This window comes from Aeromonas sp. s8, from assembly GCF_040907785.1.
Lineage (GTDB): Bacteria > Pseudomonadota > Gammaproteobacteria > Enterobacterales > Aeromonadaceae > Aeromonas > Aeromonas veronii.
This window is the reverse complement of the sequence record NZ_JBFOCL010000015.1, coordinates 306,286-320,472: the sequence shown is the minus strand read 5'-3', so window position 1 is coordinate 320,472 and position 14,187 is coordinate 306,286. Positions and strand designations below refer to the sequence as shown.

Sequence of the window (14,187 nt, the reverse complement as noted above, 5' to 3'; positions counted from 1 at the left end):
CTCTGCCGCTGATGGCTGGCTCCCGTTCGACAGATTCGACAACTATTACGCGATAAGCAATGTGAGGATATGCCATGAAGCTGAGTCGACGCGACTTTATGAAGGCCAACGCGGTGGCAGCTGCCGCTGCCGTGGCCGGTGTCAGTGCCCCCACGCTGGCAGCCAATCTCATCACCAGTACCGACAAGACGGCCATCCATTGGGATAAGGCTCCCTGCCGCTTCTGCGGTACCGGCTGCTCCGTGCTGGTGGGCTCTCAGGATGGTCGGGTCGTGGCGACTCAGGGCGACCCCGATGCGCCGGTCAACCGTGGCCTCAACTGCATCAAGGGCTACTTCCTCTCCAAGATCATGTACGGCCAGGATCGCCTGACCCAGCCGATGCTGCGGATGAAGAACGGCCAGTTCGACAAGGATGGCGACTTTGCCCCCATCAGCTGGGATCAGGCGTTTGACATCATGGCCGAGAAGTTCAAGGCAACCCTGAAAGAGAAGGGGCCGACCGCTGTCGGCATGTTCGGCTCCGGCCAGTGGACCGTCTGGGAAGGCTATGCCGCCGCCAAGCTGATGAAGGCCGGTTTCCGCTCCAACAACATTGACCCCAATGCCCGCCATTGCATGGCCTCTGCGGTCGTTGGCTTCATGCGTACTTTCGGCATGGACGAACCGATGGGCTGCTATGACGATATCGAACAGGCCGATGCATTTGTGCTGTGGGGCTCCAACATGGCCGAGATGCACCCCATCCTCTGGTCGCGGATGTCCGATCGCCGTCTCTCCAACCCGGAAGTGCAGGTGCACGTGCTCTCGACTTTCGAACACCGCAGCTTCGAGCTGGCGGACAACGGCATGGTGTTTACCCCGCAGACCGACCTGGCGATCCTCAACTATGTCGCCAACTACATTATCCAGAACGACAAGGTGAACTGGGACTTCGTCAACAGACACACCGTGTTCAAGAAGGGGGCCACCGACATCGGTTACGGCCTGCGCCCGACCGATCCGCTGCAGCAGAAAGCGAAGAATCCGGACAGCGGCGATGCCACTCCGATGACCTTCGAGGAGTTTGCCAAGTTCGTGGCGGATTACGATGTGGAGTCGGTCTCCAAGCTCTCCGGCGTCTCCAAAGAGAAGCTGGAAAAGCTGGCCAAGCTCTATGCCGACCCGGGCAAGAAGGTGGTCTCCTACTGGACCATGGGTTTCAACCAGCATACCCGTGGCGTCTGGGCCAACAACCTCTGCTACAACATCCACCTGCTGACCGGCAAGATCTCCGAGCCGGGTAATGGTCCTTTCTCACTGACCGGCCAGCCCTCTGCCTGTGGCACTGCGCGTGAAGTGGGTACCTTTGCCCACCGTCTGCCTGCCGACATGGTGGTGACCGAGCCCAAACACCGCGCCATTGCCGAGAAGATCTGGAAACTGCCGGAGGGGACCATTCCCGACAAGGTGGGTTTCCACGCCGTGCTGCAGGATCGCATGCTCAAAGATGGCAAGCTCAACGCCTACTGGGTGATGTGTAACAACAACATGCAGGCCGGCCCCAACATGAATACCGATCGCCTGCCTGGCTATCGCGATCCGCGCAACTTCATCGTGGTCTCCGACCCGTACCCGACCGTCACTGCCCAGGCCGCTGATCTCATCCTGCCGACCGCCATGTGGGTGGAGAAAGAGGGGGCCTATGGCAACGCCGAGCGCCGCACCCAGTTCTGGCACCAGCAGGTGAAAGCGCCGGAAGGGGCCAAGTCCGACTTGTGGCAGCTGATGGAGTTCTCCAAGCGCTTCAAGGTTGAGGAAGTGTGGCCGGCTGAGCTGATTGCCAAGATGCCGGAAGTGAAGGGCAAAACCCTGTTCGACGTGCTCTATGCCAACGGTCAGGTCAACCAGTTCCCGAAAGAGCAGAGCAAAGGTCTGCTGAACGACGAGGCCGAGCACTTCGGGTTCTACGTCCAGAAAGGGTTGTTCGAAGAGTACGCCACCTTCGGTCGTGGCCACGGTCACGATCTGGCTCCGTTCGATCAGTACCACGAAGCCCGTGGTCTGCGCTGGCCTGTGGTAGATGGCAAAGAGACCCTGTGGCGCTACCGTGAAGGGTTCGACCCCTATGTGAAAGCGGGCGAGGGGGTACGTTTTTATGGCAAGCCCGATGGCAAGGCGGTCATCTTCGCCCTGCCGTTCGAGCCCGCCGCCGAGTCGCCGGATAAAGAGTACGATCTGTGGCTCTCCACCGGTCGCGTGCTGGAGCACTGGCACACCGGCACCATGACCCGTCGGGTGCCCGAACTCTATCGCGCCTTTCCGGATGCGGTGCTCTTCATGCACCCGGACGATGCCAAGGCCCGCGGCGTGCGTCGTGGTGAAGAGGTGATCGTCTCCTCCCGCCGTGGCGAGGTGAAGACCCGTGTCGAGACTCGTGGTCGCAACCGTCCGCCGAAAGGACTGGTCTTCATGCCCTTCTTTGATGCGAGCCAGCTGGTCAACAAGCTGACCCTGGACGCCACCGATCCGCTCTCGAAAGAGACCGATTACAAGAAGTGCGCCGTCAAGGTGATGAAGGCTTAAGGCGGGGGAGTGCGAGATGAGTCGTAGTCGTCGCCAGTTTCTGGCCGACATGGCCAAGGGGGCCTGCGGTGTGGGCCTGCTTGGCGTGGGGCTAGGTGGCATGGCCCGCCAGCAGGCGCAAGCTGTGCCTGCCCAGGCGCTGCGCCCGCCTGCCGCCCTCGATGAAGCAGAGTTTCTCGGCGCCTGCGTGCGTTGCGGGCTCTGCGTTGAGGCCTGCCCCTACGACACCCTCAAGCTCGCCCGGCTGTTTGACCGTGTGACCACTGGCACCCCCTATTTCAAGGCGCGTGCCGTGCCCTGCGAGATGTGTGATGACATCCCTTGCGTGGTGGCCTGCCCGAGCGGGGCGCTGGATCAGCAGATGACCGACATCGATCAGGCGCGGATGGGGGTGGCAGTGCTCATCGATCACGAGACCTGTCTCAACTATCTGGGTCTGCGCTGCGATGTCTGCTATCGGGTCTGTCCGCTGATTGACAAGGCGATCACTCTTGAGTTGCAGCATAACCAGCGTACCGGCAAGCACGCCATGTTCCTGCCCACGGTGCACAGCGATGTCTGTACCGGCTGTGGCAAGTGTGAGCATGCCTGCGTGCTGGAGGAAGCGGCCATCAAGGTGGTGCCACGCCAGCTCGCCAAAGGTGAGCTGGGTCATCACTACAGGCTCGGCTGGGAAGAGAAGGCCAAGGCGGGGAACAAGTCGCTCATTGGCGACAGGCTCACCCTGCCCACCCGCAAACCGGAGGGGTTATGAGTCGTTATCCGGGGGAAGATGCTCGCATCAAGCTGGGGTGGTGGCGTTCCCACCGCTTCCTGTTGCTGCGTCGGCTGAGTCAGTTCAGCGTGCTCGGGCTGTTTTTGCTGGGGCCGCTGGCGGGCATCTGGATCCTCAAGGGCAACCTCTCCAGCTCGCTGTTGCTGGAGACGGTGCCGCTGACCGATCCCCTCACGCTGTTGCAGTCGCTGGCGGCGGGTCACTGGCCCATCACCACTCTCTGGCTGGGTGCTGCCATTGTGCTGGCCGGTTACTGGCTGGTCGGGGGGCGGATGTTCTGCTCCTGGGTATGTCCGGTCAACCTCATCACGGATGCCGCAGCCTGGCTCCGGGGGCGACTTGGATTAAAGGGCAACGGCCAGTTCAGCCGTGCGACCCGCTACTGGTTGCTGGCCATGGTGCTGGTGGTGCCAGCGGTGGTTGGGGTGATGGCGTGGGAGCTGGTCAATCCGGTGTCGCTCGCCATGCGCGGCCTGCTGTTTGGCATGGGGGCTGGCTGGGCCCTGCTTGCAGCGCTGTTCCTGTTCGATCTCTTCGTGGTTGAGCGGGGCTGGTGCGGTCATCTCTGTCCGGTGGGGGCCTTCTATGCCCTGGTCAACCGGGTCGGATTTATCAAGATTTCTGCCAAGGGGCGCGAGCGGTGCAACAACTGCATGGATTGTTATGCGGTTTGCCCGGAGCGTCCCATCCTGCGCGGGCCTGTTCACGGTGCCAAGCGCGGTCACGGGCCCTTGATTGCGGCTCAGGAGTGTACCAACTGTGGCCGCTGCATCGATGTCTGCGCGGAACAAGTTTTTGAAATCACTGTAGGTTTTGCCGTCAAGGCAGAAAAAACGTCGGAGAACAAATAATGAAAAAGCTGATTGGAGCAATGCTGGCCTGCCTGATGGCGGGATCCTTGATGGCAGCGGCCCCCGAGATCACCAACAGTACCGGTGGCCTCAAGTCCGAGCGTGGCGCCACCGATCTGGTGACCGATGCCACCGCCGCGCCCCTGAAAAACTTCCGCAAGGATGGCGCGCCCTACGATCGCCAGTACATGCATCAGCCGCCGCTGATCCCCCACGACATTCGCAACTATGAGGTGGACACCAAGGTCAACAAGTGCCTGGCTTGCCACAGCTTCAAGAATGCCAGCGCCATGAAGGCCCCCAAGATCAGTCCGACTCACTTCGAGACCCGCGACGGCCTGACCCTGGGTGAAGTGTCGCCGCGTCGCTACTTCTGCCTGCAGTGCCATGTACCGCAAGCGGATGCCAAGCCGCTGGTGGAAAATACCTTTAAACCGGTTGAAGCGCTGAACTGAGGAATCCATAGATGAAATTACCCGGCTTTATCCAGCGTCTGTGGACCACCTTCAAGTCACCATCGAAGGCGGCTCTCTGGGTCATCCTGCTGATGGGCTTCTTCGGTGGCGTGATTTTCTGGGGTGGCTTCAACACCGCCATGGAAGCGTCCAACACCGAGGCCTTCTGCACCAGCTGTCACGAGATGAAGGACAACGTGTTCGAGGAGTATCGCGATACCATCCACTACGCTAACCGCTCCGGCGTGCGGGCCAGCTGCCCGGATTGCCACGTACCGCACGAGTGGACCTACAAGATCATCCGCAAGGTGCAGGCTTCCAAGGAGCTGTGGGGCATGATCACCGGCAAGGTGGATACCCGCGAGAAGTTCGAGGCACACCGGCGCGAGATGGCGGAACGGGAGTGGCAGCGGATGAAAGAGACCGATTCGCGCGAGTGCCGCAACTGCCACAACTTCGAGTACATGGACTTCTCCCTGCAGGGGCAGCGTGCCGCCAAGATGCACTCTACCAATCTGGCCAGTGGTGAAAGTACCTGCATCGACTGTCACAAGGGGATTGCGCACCAGCTGCCCGACATGACCGGGGTGAAAGGGTTCTGATCCTGCGACGACAGGCCGGGTTTGCCCGGCCTGCGTTTTGTTCATATATGGGACAAGCATCAGATTTGTGTGTCTTTTAAATCCCATATCTCGTGAAACCTTTGATAGAATCAGCCCGCCGTCACACGCTTGAGCAAGTTGGTCACCCCTGTCTGCGTCCGTTTTTGCGCCCTGACAGCTGGCCTCTCATACCCCTTCTCTTCCTGCCTCGTTGACGGCCCATTGCCACAAGGAGCTGCCCGATGGGACAGAAACACAACGCATTTATTCCCCTCAAGATCGCCGTGCTGACGGTTTCCGACAGTCGCACTGCCGCTGATGACAGCTCGGGCGACTATCTGGTCTCGGCCCTTGCCGACGCGGGCCATCAGCTGGCCGATCGGGCGCTCTGCCCGGACAACCTGTTTCGCATCCGCGCGCGGGTGAGCGAGTGGATCGCCGATGAGGGGGTGCAGGTGGTGCTGATTAACGGCGGTACCGGCTTCAATGAACAGAACCGGGTACCGGAAGCGGTCGGTGTGCTGTTCGAGCGCACCGTACAGGGTTTTGGCGAGATGTTCCGTCAACTCTCTTTTGCCGAGATTAAAGGCTCCGCCATGCAGAGCCGTGCACTGGCGGGACTCGCCAATCGCACCCTGATCTGCTGTCTGCCGGGCTCCACCGGCGCCTGTCGGCTGGGTTGGGAGCAACTGATCCGCGATCAGCTCGATGCCCGCACCAAGCCGTGCAACTTTGTCTCCCACCTCTGAGAGCAAACGATGAACCAGACCGATCCCAAGCAGACCCAGCCCAACCTGACGCATCTGAACCAGAGCGGCGAAGCCCATATGGTGGATGTGACCGACAAGCAGGTGACCGAGCGTGAAGCCCGTGCCGAAGCGTTTGTTGCCATGGCCCCCGAGACCCTGGCGCTGATCCTGAGCGGCCAGCACCACAAGGGGGACGTGTTCGCCACCGCCCGCATCGCTGGCATCATGGCCGCCAAGAAGACCTCCGATCTCATCCCCCTCTGCCATCCGCTGGCCCTGACCCGAGTTGAGGTGGAGATAGTGCCGCTGCCCGAGCAGCAAAAGGTGCATATCCGCACCCTCTGCAAACTCTCCGGCAAGACTGGTGTCGAGATGGAGGCACTGACCGCAGCGTCGGTAGCGGCGCTGACCATCTACGACATGTGCAAGGCGGTACAAAAGGACATGGTGATCGAACAGGTGCGGCTGGTAGAGAAAAAGGGCGGCAAGTCCGGCCATTTTCAGCTGGGGTCAAATAGCGGGGAGCAAGCATGATCAAGGTACTGTTTTTTGCGCAAGTAAGAGAGCTGGTGGCCTGCGATGAGCTGAGCCTGCCGTGCGACTACGCCACCGCCGAACAACTGCGCGCGGCGCTCTGTGAGCGTGGCGACAAGTGGGCGCTGGCGCTGGAAGCAGGCAAGCTCTTGGTCGCGGTCAATCAGACCTTGGTGCCCCTCGATACCCCCATCAATGATGGCGATGAGGTGGCCTTCTTCCCGCCGGTGACCGGAGGTTAAGGATGAGCGAGGCAACCATGACCGATCGCATTATGGTCCAGCGGGAGGATTTCTCGCTGGCGGACGAATATGCCCGTCTCGCCACCCGCCCCGACAGTGGCGCCATCGTCACCTTCGTTGGCAAGGTTCGCGACTTCAATCAGGGGGAGGAGGTGAAGGGGTTGGCCCTCGAGCACTACCCCGGCATGACCGAGAAGGCGCTGGCCGATATCGTGCAGGAGGCCCGTCGCCGCTGGCCGCTGCAGGAGTGTACCCTCATTCATCGTATCGGCGAGTTGTGGCTTGGCGATCAGATCGTGCTGGTGGCGGTGAGCAGTGCCCACCGCGACGCCGCCTTTGACGCCTGTCACTTCATCATGGATTTCTTGAAAACCCGGGCGCCGTTCTGGAAAAAAGAGCTGACCGCCGAGGGTGTGCAACGCTGGGTCGAGGCCAAGGAGAGCGACAACGCCGCCGCTGCCCGCTGGCAAGCCTGACCTGTTCATCACGAGGGGCACAGGTTCAACGGGAACCACGGCCCCGCCAAGGGGCGCGGATGTGCGAGCCCCATCAGGAGAAAGGGAATGAAACCGTTGTTATCTGTTGTCATCGTAGGCGTCTGCGCCGCCACCTTGCATACCGGTGCCGTGCAGGCCGATGAAGTGAAGGTGGCTGTGGCTGCCAACTTCAAGGGAACCATCGAGCGTATTGGCAAGGAGTTTACCGCCAAGACCGGCCACACCCTGGCCATCTCGTCTGCCGCCACTGGAGTGCTCTACACCCAGATCAGTCACGGCGCACCGTTCGATCTCTTCCTCTCCGCCGATGCGGCGACCCCCGAGAAGCTGGAAAAAGAGGGCAAGGGGAGCGATCGCTTCACCTACGCCATCGGCCAGCTGGGGCTGTGGAAGAAGGGGGGGCCGGCCCCTGACGAGGCGACCCTGCGTAGCTGGAAAGGCAACCTCGCCATCGCCAATGCTCGCACAGCTCCCTATGGTGCTGCCGCCATGGCGACCCTCACCCATCTCAAGATCGATCCCAAGCAGTACCGGTTGCTGACCGGCGCCAACATCGGCCAGACCTGGCAATTTGTCGACACCGGTAATGCCGAGCTGGGCTTTGTCGCCTGGGCCAATCTGGTGGAAGCGGACAAGACCGGTGAAGCCTGGGCCGTACCGGCTGACTTCTATCCCCCCATCGAACAGCAGGGGCTGGTATTGAAGAAAGGGAGTGCGGTCGAGGCGCTGGTCGCCTGGCTCAAGGGGCCGGGTCAGGCGCAGATCAAGGCAGCTGGTTATGCCTTGCCCCAATAAGGTGATGGGCCTGATGCGATACCCTGAGTGGTCGGCCTTCGGGTCGGCCACTCTTTGCAATAAGGATGGATACCATGCTGTTGGGGGCATTTATCAACCGGGAGGTCGGCAATGAGTGAAGGGGATCTGCTGGCGGTCTGGCTCACCCTGAAGCTTGCGGCCTGCACCACAGCGATTTTGCTGTTGTTGGCACCGCCGCTCGCCTGGTGGCTGTCGCGCAGTCAGAACCGGCTGCGGCCGCTGGTGGAGGCGCTGGTGGCACTGCCGTTGGTGCTCCCCCCCACAGTGCTGGGTTTTTATCTGCTGCTCGCCTTCTCCCCCGAATATGGTTTCGGCGCCTGGTGGCGCGACACCTTTGGTGCCCCGCTCGCCTTCAGTTTTCTCGGCCTGCTGTTTGCCTCCATCCTCTATTCGCTGCCGTTCGTAGTGCAGCCGCTCACCTCCGCCTTCGTCAACATGGGTAACAAGGAGCTGGAGGCTGCCGCTACCTTGGGGCTCGGCCCGCTGGAGCGCTTCTTCCACATCATCTTGCCGATGACCCTGCCCAGCTTCGTGATGGCGGCGGCGCTGGGCTTTGCCCATACATTGGGGGAGTTTGGCGTGGTGCTGATGATTGGCGGCAATATCCCCGGCGAGACCCAGGTGCTTTCGATTGCCCTGTTTGATCATGTGGAGGCGATGGATTACCAGAGCGCCCATATTCTGGCTGGCGGCCTGATGGCCTTCTCGCTGGTAATGCTGGTACTGGTCTATGGTGTGCTGCAGCGCCGACAGCGGAGAGTGTTTGGATGAACCAGCCCGCCACTATGTCGTCAGTGAACGAGCCACCCCGCCATGTCCTGAACCTCCATGCCCGGCGTGAGTTTGGCCCCTTTACCCTTGATTGCGTACTGACCCTCGAACTGGGTGGGATCCTCGGCCTGTTCGGCCCCTCGGGCTGTGGCAAGAGCACCCTGCTGCGCATCATCGCCGGGCTCGATCGCCAAAACGGGGATCGCTTGCTGTGGCGCGATCGGGAGTATGCTCAGCTTCTGCCCGAAGCGCGCCGGATCGGACTGGTGTTTCAGGACTCGCGCCTCTTCCCCCATCTGACGGTGCTCGGTAATCTGCAACTGGCGGCCCGCAAGGGGCGAGGGCGCTGGCAACCCGAAGCGCTGGCGGCTCGGCTCGGTTTTGCCGATCTGCTGGGGCTGCCTGCCCATGCCCTCTCTGGCGGTCAACGCCAGCGGGTAGCGCTGGGGCGGGCGCTGCTGGCCGAGCCTGATCTGCTGCTGCTCGATGAGCCTTTCTCGGCGCTCGATCGGCGCAGCCGCATCCATCAGGCCCATGTGCTCAAGGGGTTGCAGCAGGAGAGCTGCATCCCGATGATCTTCGTCAGCCACGCCATGGAGGAGGTGAGCCTGCTCTGCGATCAGCTGGTGCTGCTGGAAGGTGGCAGGGTGGAGGCGCAGGGACGGCCGAGCGAGATTTTCGCCCGAACTGATCTCTCGCTCGCCAGCCGTGACGATGCCGGGGTGATGCTGGCGGCGACCCTCTCTCACTACGATGAAGAGGAGCAGATGGCGACCCTGCAGCTCGGTGAGCAGCAACTGCGGGTCACCATGATCCATGTGCCGGACGAGAGTGGCCCCTTGCAGATCAAGGTGGCCGGGCGGGATGTGGTGATTGCCACGGCACCCATCGAGCACTCCAGTCTCTCCAACTGTCTCGTCACCCGTCTGCTGGCGGTGCGCGAGGTGCGCCCCGGCCAGACCCTGTTGCAGTTGGCGCTGGGTGAGCAGATACTGCTGGCCCGGATCACCAGCCGCTCCGCCAGGCGGCTGGCGCTGGCGCCGGAGCAGCAGATCTACGCTTATATCAAGGCGGTGAGTCTGGTCAGCGAAGGCTGATTGGGCGCCGTGCTGATAACGTGGCAGGATGGCCACGGGCAACATAACAACAAGAGATGGTTCAGGTGATGAGTCGAGAGGCAATACACTGATGCGCCGCAATCAGGTGATGAAATTCAACGGTCTTGCCCTGCGCAGCGCAGGAGAGGGCCCCTTGCTGTTGCTGCTGCATGGGCTGGGCTCCTCCAGCCTCGACTGGCAGGCGCAGATCGAACGGTTTTCCGAACACTACCGGGTGGTGGCGCTGGATCTGCGCGGCCATGGTCAGAGCATGCAGGAGGGGCCGTTCGACGTATCAACCCTGGCGGCTGATGTGGCGAACTGGCTCGATGAGCAACCTGAGCCCGCCTGGGTAGTGGGATTGTCGCTGGGGGCCATGGTGGCGCTGGAGCTGGCTTTGCAACTCCCACACAAGGTGCGGGGGCTGGTGCTGGTCAACGGTGTCAGCGAATTTTTGCTGGAAATGCCGAGGGAGCAGGAGCGCTACGCCCAGCGCCTCAAGTGGCTGCGCTGGTTTGGCATGCGGCCGCTCGCCTGGTGGCTGGGACGCGAGCTCTTCCCGGGCCCGGATCTTGCGCAGGTGCGCCATACCTTCCGGCTGCGTTTCGTGCGTAACAAAAAGAAGGTTTACAAGGCGCTGCTGGAGGCGTTACCCGGCTGGTCGGTACGCGCCCGGCTCGGCTCCATCTGGCAGCCGGTGGCCATCATCTCCACCAGTCACGACTACCTGCCGCTGGCCAAACGGGTAGAGCAGTTTGCCGCCCTGCCCAACGCCACCATCCACACCCCCAACGGCCACCACGCCTGGCCCGCGGAAGATCCCTCGGGCTTTAATCACCTGTTGCAACGGATCCTCACGACCCATTGAGGAAGGGGTTGTTAGGTGCAGGTACCAAAAAGCCGAACCACAGGGTTCGGCTTTTTTGATCCCGTTTGCGTCAAGGGTGGGAGCAGACCGGGCAGTCGGGGCGCTTGGGCAGCTTCATCTCGCGGAAGGTGCCACTCAGGCCGTCGATCATCAGCAGGCGGCCGCTGTAGCTTTTGCCCATGCCTGCCAAGAGTTTGATAGCTTCCAGTGCTTGCAGGCTGCCCACCAGCCCCACCACGGGGGCGAGCACGCCCGCCTCGACGCAGGTGAGGGCCTGCTCGCCAAACAGGGCGCTGAGGCAGGCGTAGCAGGGCTCATCTTCCTGCCAGGTGAAGCTGCACAGCTGTCCCTCCAGCCGGATGGCGGCGCCACTGACCAGCGGTATTTTGTGCTGGCGTGCCTTTTGATTCAGCAGGTTGCGAATGGCCAGGTTGTCGGTGCAATCGAGCACCAGCTGATGTCGGGGCAGCTGGGTATCGAGCAGCGCCTCATCGGCCACGGCAGCGTGGGTCTCGACGTTGAGCCAGGGATTGAGGGTTCGCAGCGACTGGGCGGCAGAGTCTACTTTGTAGTGGCCAATGCGCTCATCGTTGTGCAACACCTGACGCTGCAGATTGGAGAGCTCCACCTTGTCGAAATCGACCAGGGTGAGCTGGCCAACTCCGGCTACCGCCAGATACTGGCTGGCGGCGCAGCCAAGGCCACCAGCGCCGATCACCAGCACACGGGCCTGCTTGAGCGCCTCCTGTCCCTCGAAGTCGAAGGATTTGAGGATGATCTGGCGGTTGTAACGCAGCAGTTCGGCGTCGCTCAGGATCTCGCTCACAGCAGCAACCCCCCGAATGGCTCCACGGTCACCGTCTCGCCCGCGGCAACGCGGCCCCGTTCCCGTTCAAGAACGATGTAGCAGTTGGCTCGCGACAGTGAGCTGAACACGGCGGAGTCCTGCGAGCCGGTGCTGCGCACCTCGAGGCCGTTTGGCCCCTGACTCAGGATGCCGCGCTGGAAGTCGAGTCGGCCCGGGCTCTTTTTGAGTGGCTCGGCCGCAATGGCTTGCAGCTGGAGCGGGCGCTCGAAGTGCTGGCCCGCCAGCTTGGCCAGCGCCGGTTGCACCAGCTGATCGAAGGTGACCATGGCGGAGACGGGGTTGCCCGGCAGGCCGAAGAACCAGGCGCGGGGCAGACGGCCAAAAGCAAACGGCTTGCCCGGCTTGATGGCAAGCTTCCAGAAGCCAATCTCGCCGAGCTCGTCCAGCAGTTGTTTGGTGAAATCCGCTTCCCCCACCGAGACGCCGCCGGTGGTGATGAGTACATCGGCCTCTTCGTCGGCGCGGATAAAGGCAGCGCGTAGCTGGGCCGGATCGTCGGGGATGATGCCAAGGTCGAGGCAGTCGCAGCCCATGCGCGCCAGCATGGCCCGCACGCCGTAGCGGTTGGAGTCATAGATATCGCCGTGGGCGAGCGGGGTACCGACCGGTTTGAGCTCATCGCCAGTGCTGAAGATGGCCACTTTCAGCGGTCGGCGCACCGCGACGGTAGCCACGCCGAGGGAGGCTAGCAGTGGCATCTCTCTTGGGGTGAGGCGAGTGCCGGCTGGCAGCACGCAGGCGCCCTTGCCGATATCGCTGCCGGTGCGGCGGATATTCTGGCCCGGTTCGGGTTGCGTAAGAAAAGTGATCCGATCGCCGTCGGCCTGCGTTTCTTCCTGCATCACCACCGCATCGGTGCCTGCGGGAACCGGGGCGCCGGTCATGATCCGCACGCAGTGGCCGGCGGGCCACTCGCCCTGATAGGGCTGACCGGCAAACGCTTTGCCCGCCATGATGAGCGGGGTGCCAGCAGTGAGATCCGCAAGGCGCACGGCGTAACCGTCCATGGCGGAGTTGTCGAAGGGGGGCACGGCGAGGGGAGAGGCGATGTCGCTGGCAAGAACCCGGCCAAGGGCCTCTGGCAGGGGCTGCTGCTCGCTGTCGCAGCAGCAGGCGAGTTGTTCCAGCATCCCTTGCAGGGCATCGCTTAAGGGGAGTAGTCCGCTGGTATCAAATCCCATCGTCATGACCTCTTTCTATGATTGAAGGCGGGATTATCACAAAAATCCCCGGGGATGGGCAGGTTATCTCAAGGATTCTCGGGGTAATCGGCACAGAAACGGGGGTAGATGGCCATAAAGTATGAGGTGACGCACAAGTTGACTTGAATCTTGGCGGCAATGGCCGTTTACTATGCCGCCATAACAGATGGCCGTTACATCCCGAGTGGCGACCATTACAGCGATACCGTCGGCCCTGTACGCCGCCATAACATAAGGGGTTGCTCCTTGAGCGGCCCTCACAGTCCCTGAGCGTGGGAGAGAAGATAATGACAACCTTAAGTCCGGAAGCCTTGCTGGTCAGGGCTGCCCTCGAAGCCCAGGGACTGGAAACCCCCCTGGTCACCAACGAGCTGAACAGCCAGGAGAAGCGGGAGAAGATCGAAGGCCATATGCGCTCCATCATGGAGACCCTGGGGCTGGATCTGACCGATGACAGTCTGGCCGAGACACCGCACCGCATCGCCAAGATGTACGTCAACGAGATCTTCTCCGGCCTCGATTATTCCACCTTCCCCAAAGTGACGGTGATCGAGAACAAGATGCAGGTGGACGAGATGATCATGGTGCGGGACATCAGCCTCACCAGCACCTGCGAACACCACTTCGTCACCATCGACGGCATGGCCCATGTGGCCTATATCCCTCGTGGCAAGGTGATTGGCCTGTCGAAGATCAACCGCATCGTGCAGTTCTTCGCCCGTCGTCCCCAGGTGCAGGAGCGGCTGACCCAGCAGATCCTGCTGGCGCTACAGACCCTGCTCGGCACCAAGGATGTGGCCATCAGCATCAAGGCGACCCACTACTGCGTCAAGGCCCGCGGCGTGATGGACTCCACTTCTTATACCACCACCACCTCCCTCGGCGGGGTGTTCAAGACCCAGCCCGATACCCGGGCCGAATTTCTGGGCGGCCTGCGCGGATAAAATGGCGGTTATTTTGTAACCGCCTTGCTGAATAAACGAGACGCCAGCAGCCATTGCTGGCGTTTTTCATTGGCCCCGGATGAGAGTGGCGGCCTGCAACGGCTTGACCCGCGCGGCTTGCCTTATGCAAACGTTATGCATTTTTCCGATTTATTCATCTAAGCGGTATATTTAATCGAACACGAAAAACCCCTCGTTTTCACCTTACAAAAAGTAACCGGACAGACTCTTTCCGAACCATCACAATCCGGTTACTCTAGCGCCCCCTCACGGCTCTCGCTGCCGCTCATGGAATTCAGAGATATTCATCAAGGTTGGATGGTGCGCCACTGAACAGGTGGCCAGATAGTTC

At 61.6% G+C, this 14,187-nt stretch carries 16 protein-coding genes; 14 read left to right on the top strand and 2 right to left on the bottom strand.

The features are described 5' to 3' along the window. Positions 1-74 precede the first annotated feature (74 nt). The 13 genes from napA (at position 75) to AB5Y86_RS05305 (ending at position 10,821) form a co-directional block, all read left to right on the top strand. Positions 75-2,564, top strand: a complete 2,490-nt coding sequence (gene napA, locus AB5Y86_RS05365; protein ID WP_368192328.1) for a nitrate reductase catalytic subunit NapA — start codon at positions 75-77, stop codon at positions 2,562-2,564. Positions 2,565-2,580: 16 nt separating this feature from the next. Then, positions 2,581-3,318 (top strand): ferredoxin-type protein NapG, encoded by a 738-nt coding sequence (gene napG / locus AB5Y86_RS05360; RefSeq protein ID WP_368192327.1) that lies wholly within the window; start codon positions 2,581-2,583, stop codon positions 3,316-3,318. Continuing rightward, positions 3,315-4,190, top strand: coding sequence for a quinol dehydrogenase ferredoxin subunit NapH (napH, locus tag AB5Y86_RS05355; RefSeq protein ID WP_182963533.1), 876 nt, complete (start codon positions 3,315-3,317; stop codon positions 4,188-4,190). Before napG ends, napH begins: the two co-directional genes overlap by 4 nt. Further along, on the top strand, positions 4,190-4,645 hold the full coding sequence (locus AB5Y86_RS05350) for a nitrate reductase cytochrome c-type subunit (RefSeq protein WP_005334452.1): 456 nt from the start codon (positions 4,190-4,192) through the stop codon (positions 4,643-4,645). The genes napH and AB5Y86_RS05350 overlap by 1 nt, the downstream gene beginning before the upstream one ends. 11 nt (positions 4,646-4,656) lie before the next feature. Next, positions 4,657-5,247: a cytochrome c3 family protein gene (locus AB5Y86_RS05345; protein WP_088869497.1), complete on the top strand. Its 591-nt coding sequence runs from the start codon at positions 4,657-4,659 to the stop codon at positions 5,245-5,247. Between the two features lie 242 nt (positions 5,248-5,489). Next, complete coding sequence (gene moaB, locus AB5Y86_RS05340; RefSeq protein WP_206874859.1) at positions 5,490-5,996, top strand: molybdenum cofactor biosynthesis protein B; 507 nt, start codon at positions 5,490-5,492, stop codon at positions 5,994-5,996. Positions 5,997-6,005: 9 nt separating this feature from the next. Continuing rightward, positions 6,006-6,530, top strand: a complete 525-nt coding sequence (moaC, locus tag AB5Y86_RS05335; RefSeq protein WP_144715204.1) for a cyclic pyranopterin monophosphate synthase MoaC — start codon at positions 6,006-6,008, stop codon at positions 6,528-6,530. Then, a complete protein-coding gene (moaD, locus tag AB5Y86_RS05330; protein ID WP_005353453.1) occupies positions 6,527-6,772 on the top strand; it encodes a molybdopterin synthase sulfur carrier subunit in 246 nt (81 codons plus the stop codon). Before moaC ends, moaD begins: the two co-directional genes overlap by 4 nt. A 2-nt stretch (positions 6,773-6,774) precedes the next feature. Continuing rightward, positions 6,775-7,248 carry a molybdopterin synthase catalytic subunit MoaE gene (gene moaE / locus AB5Y86_RS05325; protein WP_139407100.1) on the top strand — a complete coding sequence of 158 codons (474 nt, stop codon included), beginning with the start codon at positions 6,775-6,777 and terminating at the stop codon, positions 7,246-7,248. Between the two features lie 87 nt (positions 7,249-7,335). Beyond that, entirely contained in the window at positions 7,336-8,064 is a 729-nt protein-coding gene (gene modA, locus AB5Y86_RS05320; protein ID WP_368171833.1) for a molybdate ABC transporter substrate-binding protein, read from the top strand. Positions 8,065-8,175: 111 nt separating this feature from the next. After that, positions 8,176-8,856 (top strand): molybdate ABC transporter permease subunit, encoded by a 681-nt coding sequence (modB, locus tag AB5Y86_RS05315; protein WP_263085880.1) that lies wholly within the window; start codon positions 8,176-8,178, stop codon positions 8,854-8,856. Beyond that, positions 8,853-9,953, top strand: a complete 1,101-nt coding sequence (modC, locus tag AB5Y86_RS05310) for a molybdenum ABC transporter ATP-binding protein (protein WP_368192326.1) — start codon at positions 8,853-8,855, stop codon at positions 9,951-9,953. Before modB ends, modC begins: the two co-directional genes overlap by 4 nt. A gap of 91 nt (positions 9,954-10,044) precedes the next feature. Further along, positions 10,045-10,821 (top strand): alpha/beta fold hydrolase, encoded by a 777-nt coding sequence (locus AB5Y86_RS05305; protein ID WP_368192325.1) that lies wholly within the window; start codon positions 10,045-10,047, stop codon positions 10,819-10,821. Between the two features lie 70 nt (positions 10,822-10,891). Here AB5Y86_RS05305 and moeB read toward each other — a convergent pair whose 3' ends face one another. Both moeB and moeA read right to left on the bottom strand, forming a co-directional pair. Next, positions 10,892-11,647, bottom strand: coding sequence for a molybdopterin-synthase adenylyltransferase MoeB (gene moeB / locus AB5Y86_RS05300; protein WP_368192324.1), 756 nt, complete (start codon positions 11,645-11,647; stop codon positions 10,892-10,894). After that, on the bottom strand, positions 11,644-12,870 hold the full coding sequence (gene moeA / locus AB5Y86_RS05295; protein ID WP_368192323.1) for a molybdopterin molybdotransferase MoeA: 1,227 nt from the start codon (positions 12,868-12,870) through the stop codon (positions 11,644-11,646). Before moeA ends, moeB begins: the two co-directional genes overlap by 4 nt. 308 nt (positions 12,871-13,178) lie before the next feature. On the opposite strand from moeA, the gene folE reads away from it, so the two are divergent. Then, positions 13,179-13,835 (top strand): GTP cyclohydrolase I FolE, encoded by a 657-nt coding sequence (gene folE / locus AB5Y86_RS05290; RefSeq protein ID WP_368192322.1) that lies wholly within the window; start codon positions 13,179-13,181, stop codon positions 13,833-13,835. Positions 13,836-14,187 lie beyond the last annotated feature (352 nt).

Excerpts from the sequence above, each read along its gene's own strand:
- napA (WP_368192328.1), top strand. The coding sequence starts at position 75 with ATGAAGCTGAGTCGACGCGACTTTATGAAGGCCAACGCGGTGGCAGCT.
- napG (WP_368192327.1), top strand. The coding sequence starts at position 2,581 with ATGAGTCGTAGTCGTCGCCAGTTTCTGGCCGACATGGCCAAGGGGGCC.
- napH (WP_182963533.1), top strand. The coding sequence starts at position 3,315 with ATGAGTCGTTATCCGGGGGAAGATGCTCGCATCAAGCTGGGGTGGTGG.
- AB5Y86_RS05350 (WP_005334452.1), top strand. The coding sequence starts at position 4,190 with ATGAAAAAGCTGATTGGAGCAATGCTGGCCTGCCTGATGGCGGGATCC.
- AB5Y86_RS05345 (WP_088869497.1), top strand. The coding sequence starts at position 4,657 with ATGAAATTACCCGGCTTTATCCAGCGTCTGTGGACCACCTTCAAGTCA.
- moaB (WP_206874859.1), top strand. The coding sequence starts at position 5,490 with ATGGGACAGAAACACAACGCATTTATTCCCCTCAAGATCGCCGTGCTG.
- moaC (WP_144715204.1), top strand. The coding sequence starts at position 6,006 with ATGAACCAGACCGATCCCAAGCAGACCCAGCCCAACCTGACGCATCTG.
- moaD (WP_005353453.1), top strand. The coding sequence starts at position 6,527 with ATGATCAAGGTACTGTTTTTTGCGCAAGTAAGAGAGCTGGTGGCCTGC.
- moaE (WP_139407100.1), top strand. The coding sequence starts at position 6,775 with ATGAGCGAGGCAACCATGACCGATCGCATTATGGTCCAGCGGGAGGAT.
- modA (WP_368171833.1), top strand. The coding sequence starts at position 7,336 with ATGAAACCGTTGTTATCTGTTGTCATCGTAGGCGTCTGCGCCGCCACC.
- modB (WP_263085880.1), top strand. The coding sequence starts at position 8,176 with ATGAGTGAAGGGGATCTGCTGGCGGTCTGGCTCACCCTGAAGCTTGCG.
- modC (WP_368192326.1), top strand. The coding sequence starts at position 8,853 with ATGAACCAGCCCGCCACTATGTCGTCAGTGAACGAGCCACCCCGCCAT.
- AB5Y86_RS05305 (WP_368192325.1), top strand. The coding sequence starts at position 10,045 with ATGCGCCGCAATCAGGTGATGAAATTCAACGGTCTTGCCCTGCGCAGC.
- moeA (WP_368192323.1), bottom strand. The coding sequence starts at position 12,870 with ATGGGATTTGATACCAGCGGACTACTCCCCTTAAGCGATGCCCTGCAA.
- folE (WP_368192322.1), top strand. The coding sequence starts at position 13,179 with ATGACAACCTTAAGTCCGGAAGCCTTGCTGGTCAGGGCTGCCCTCGAA.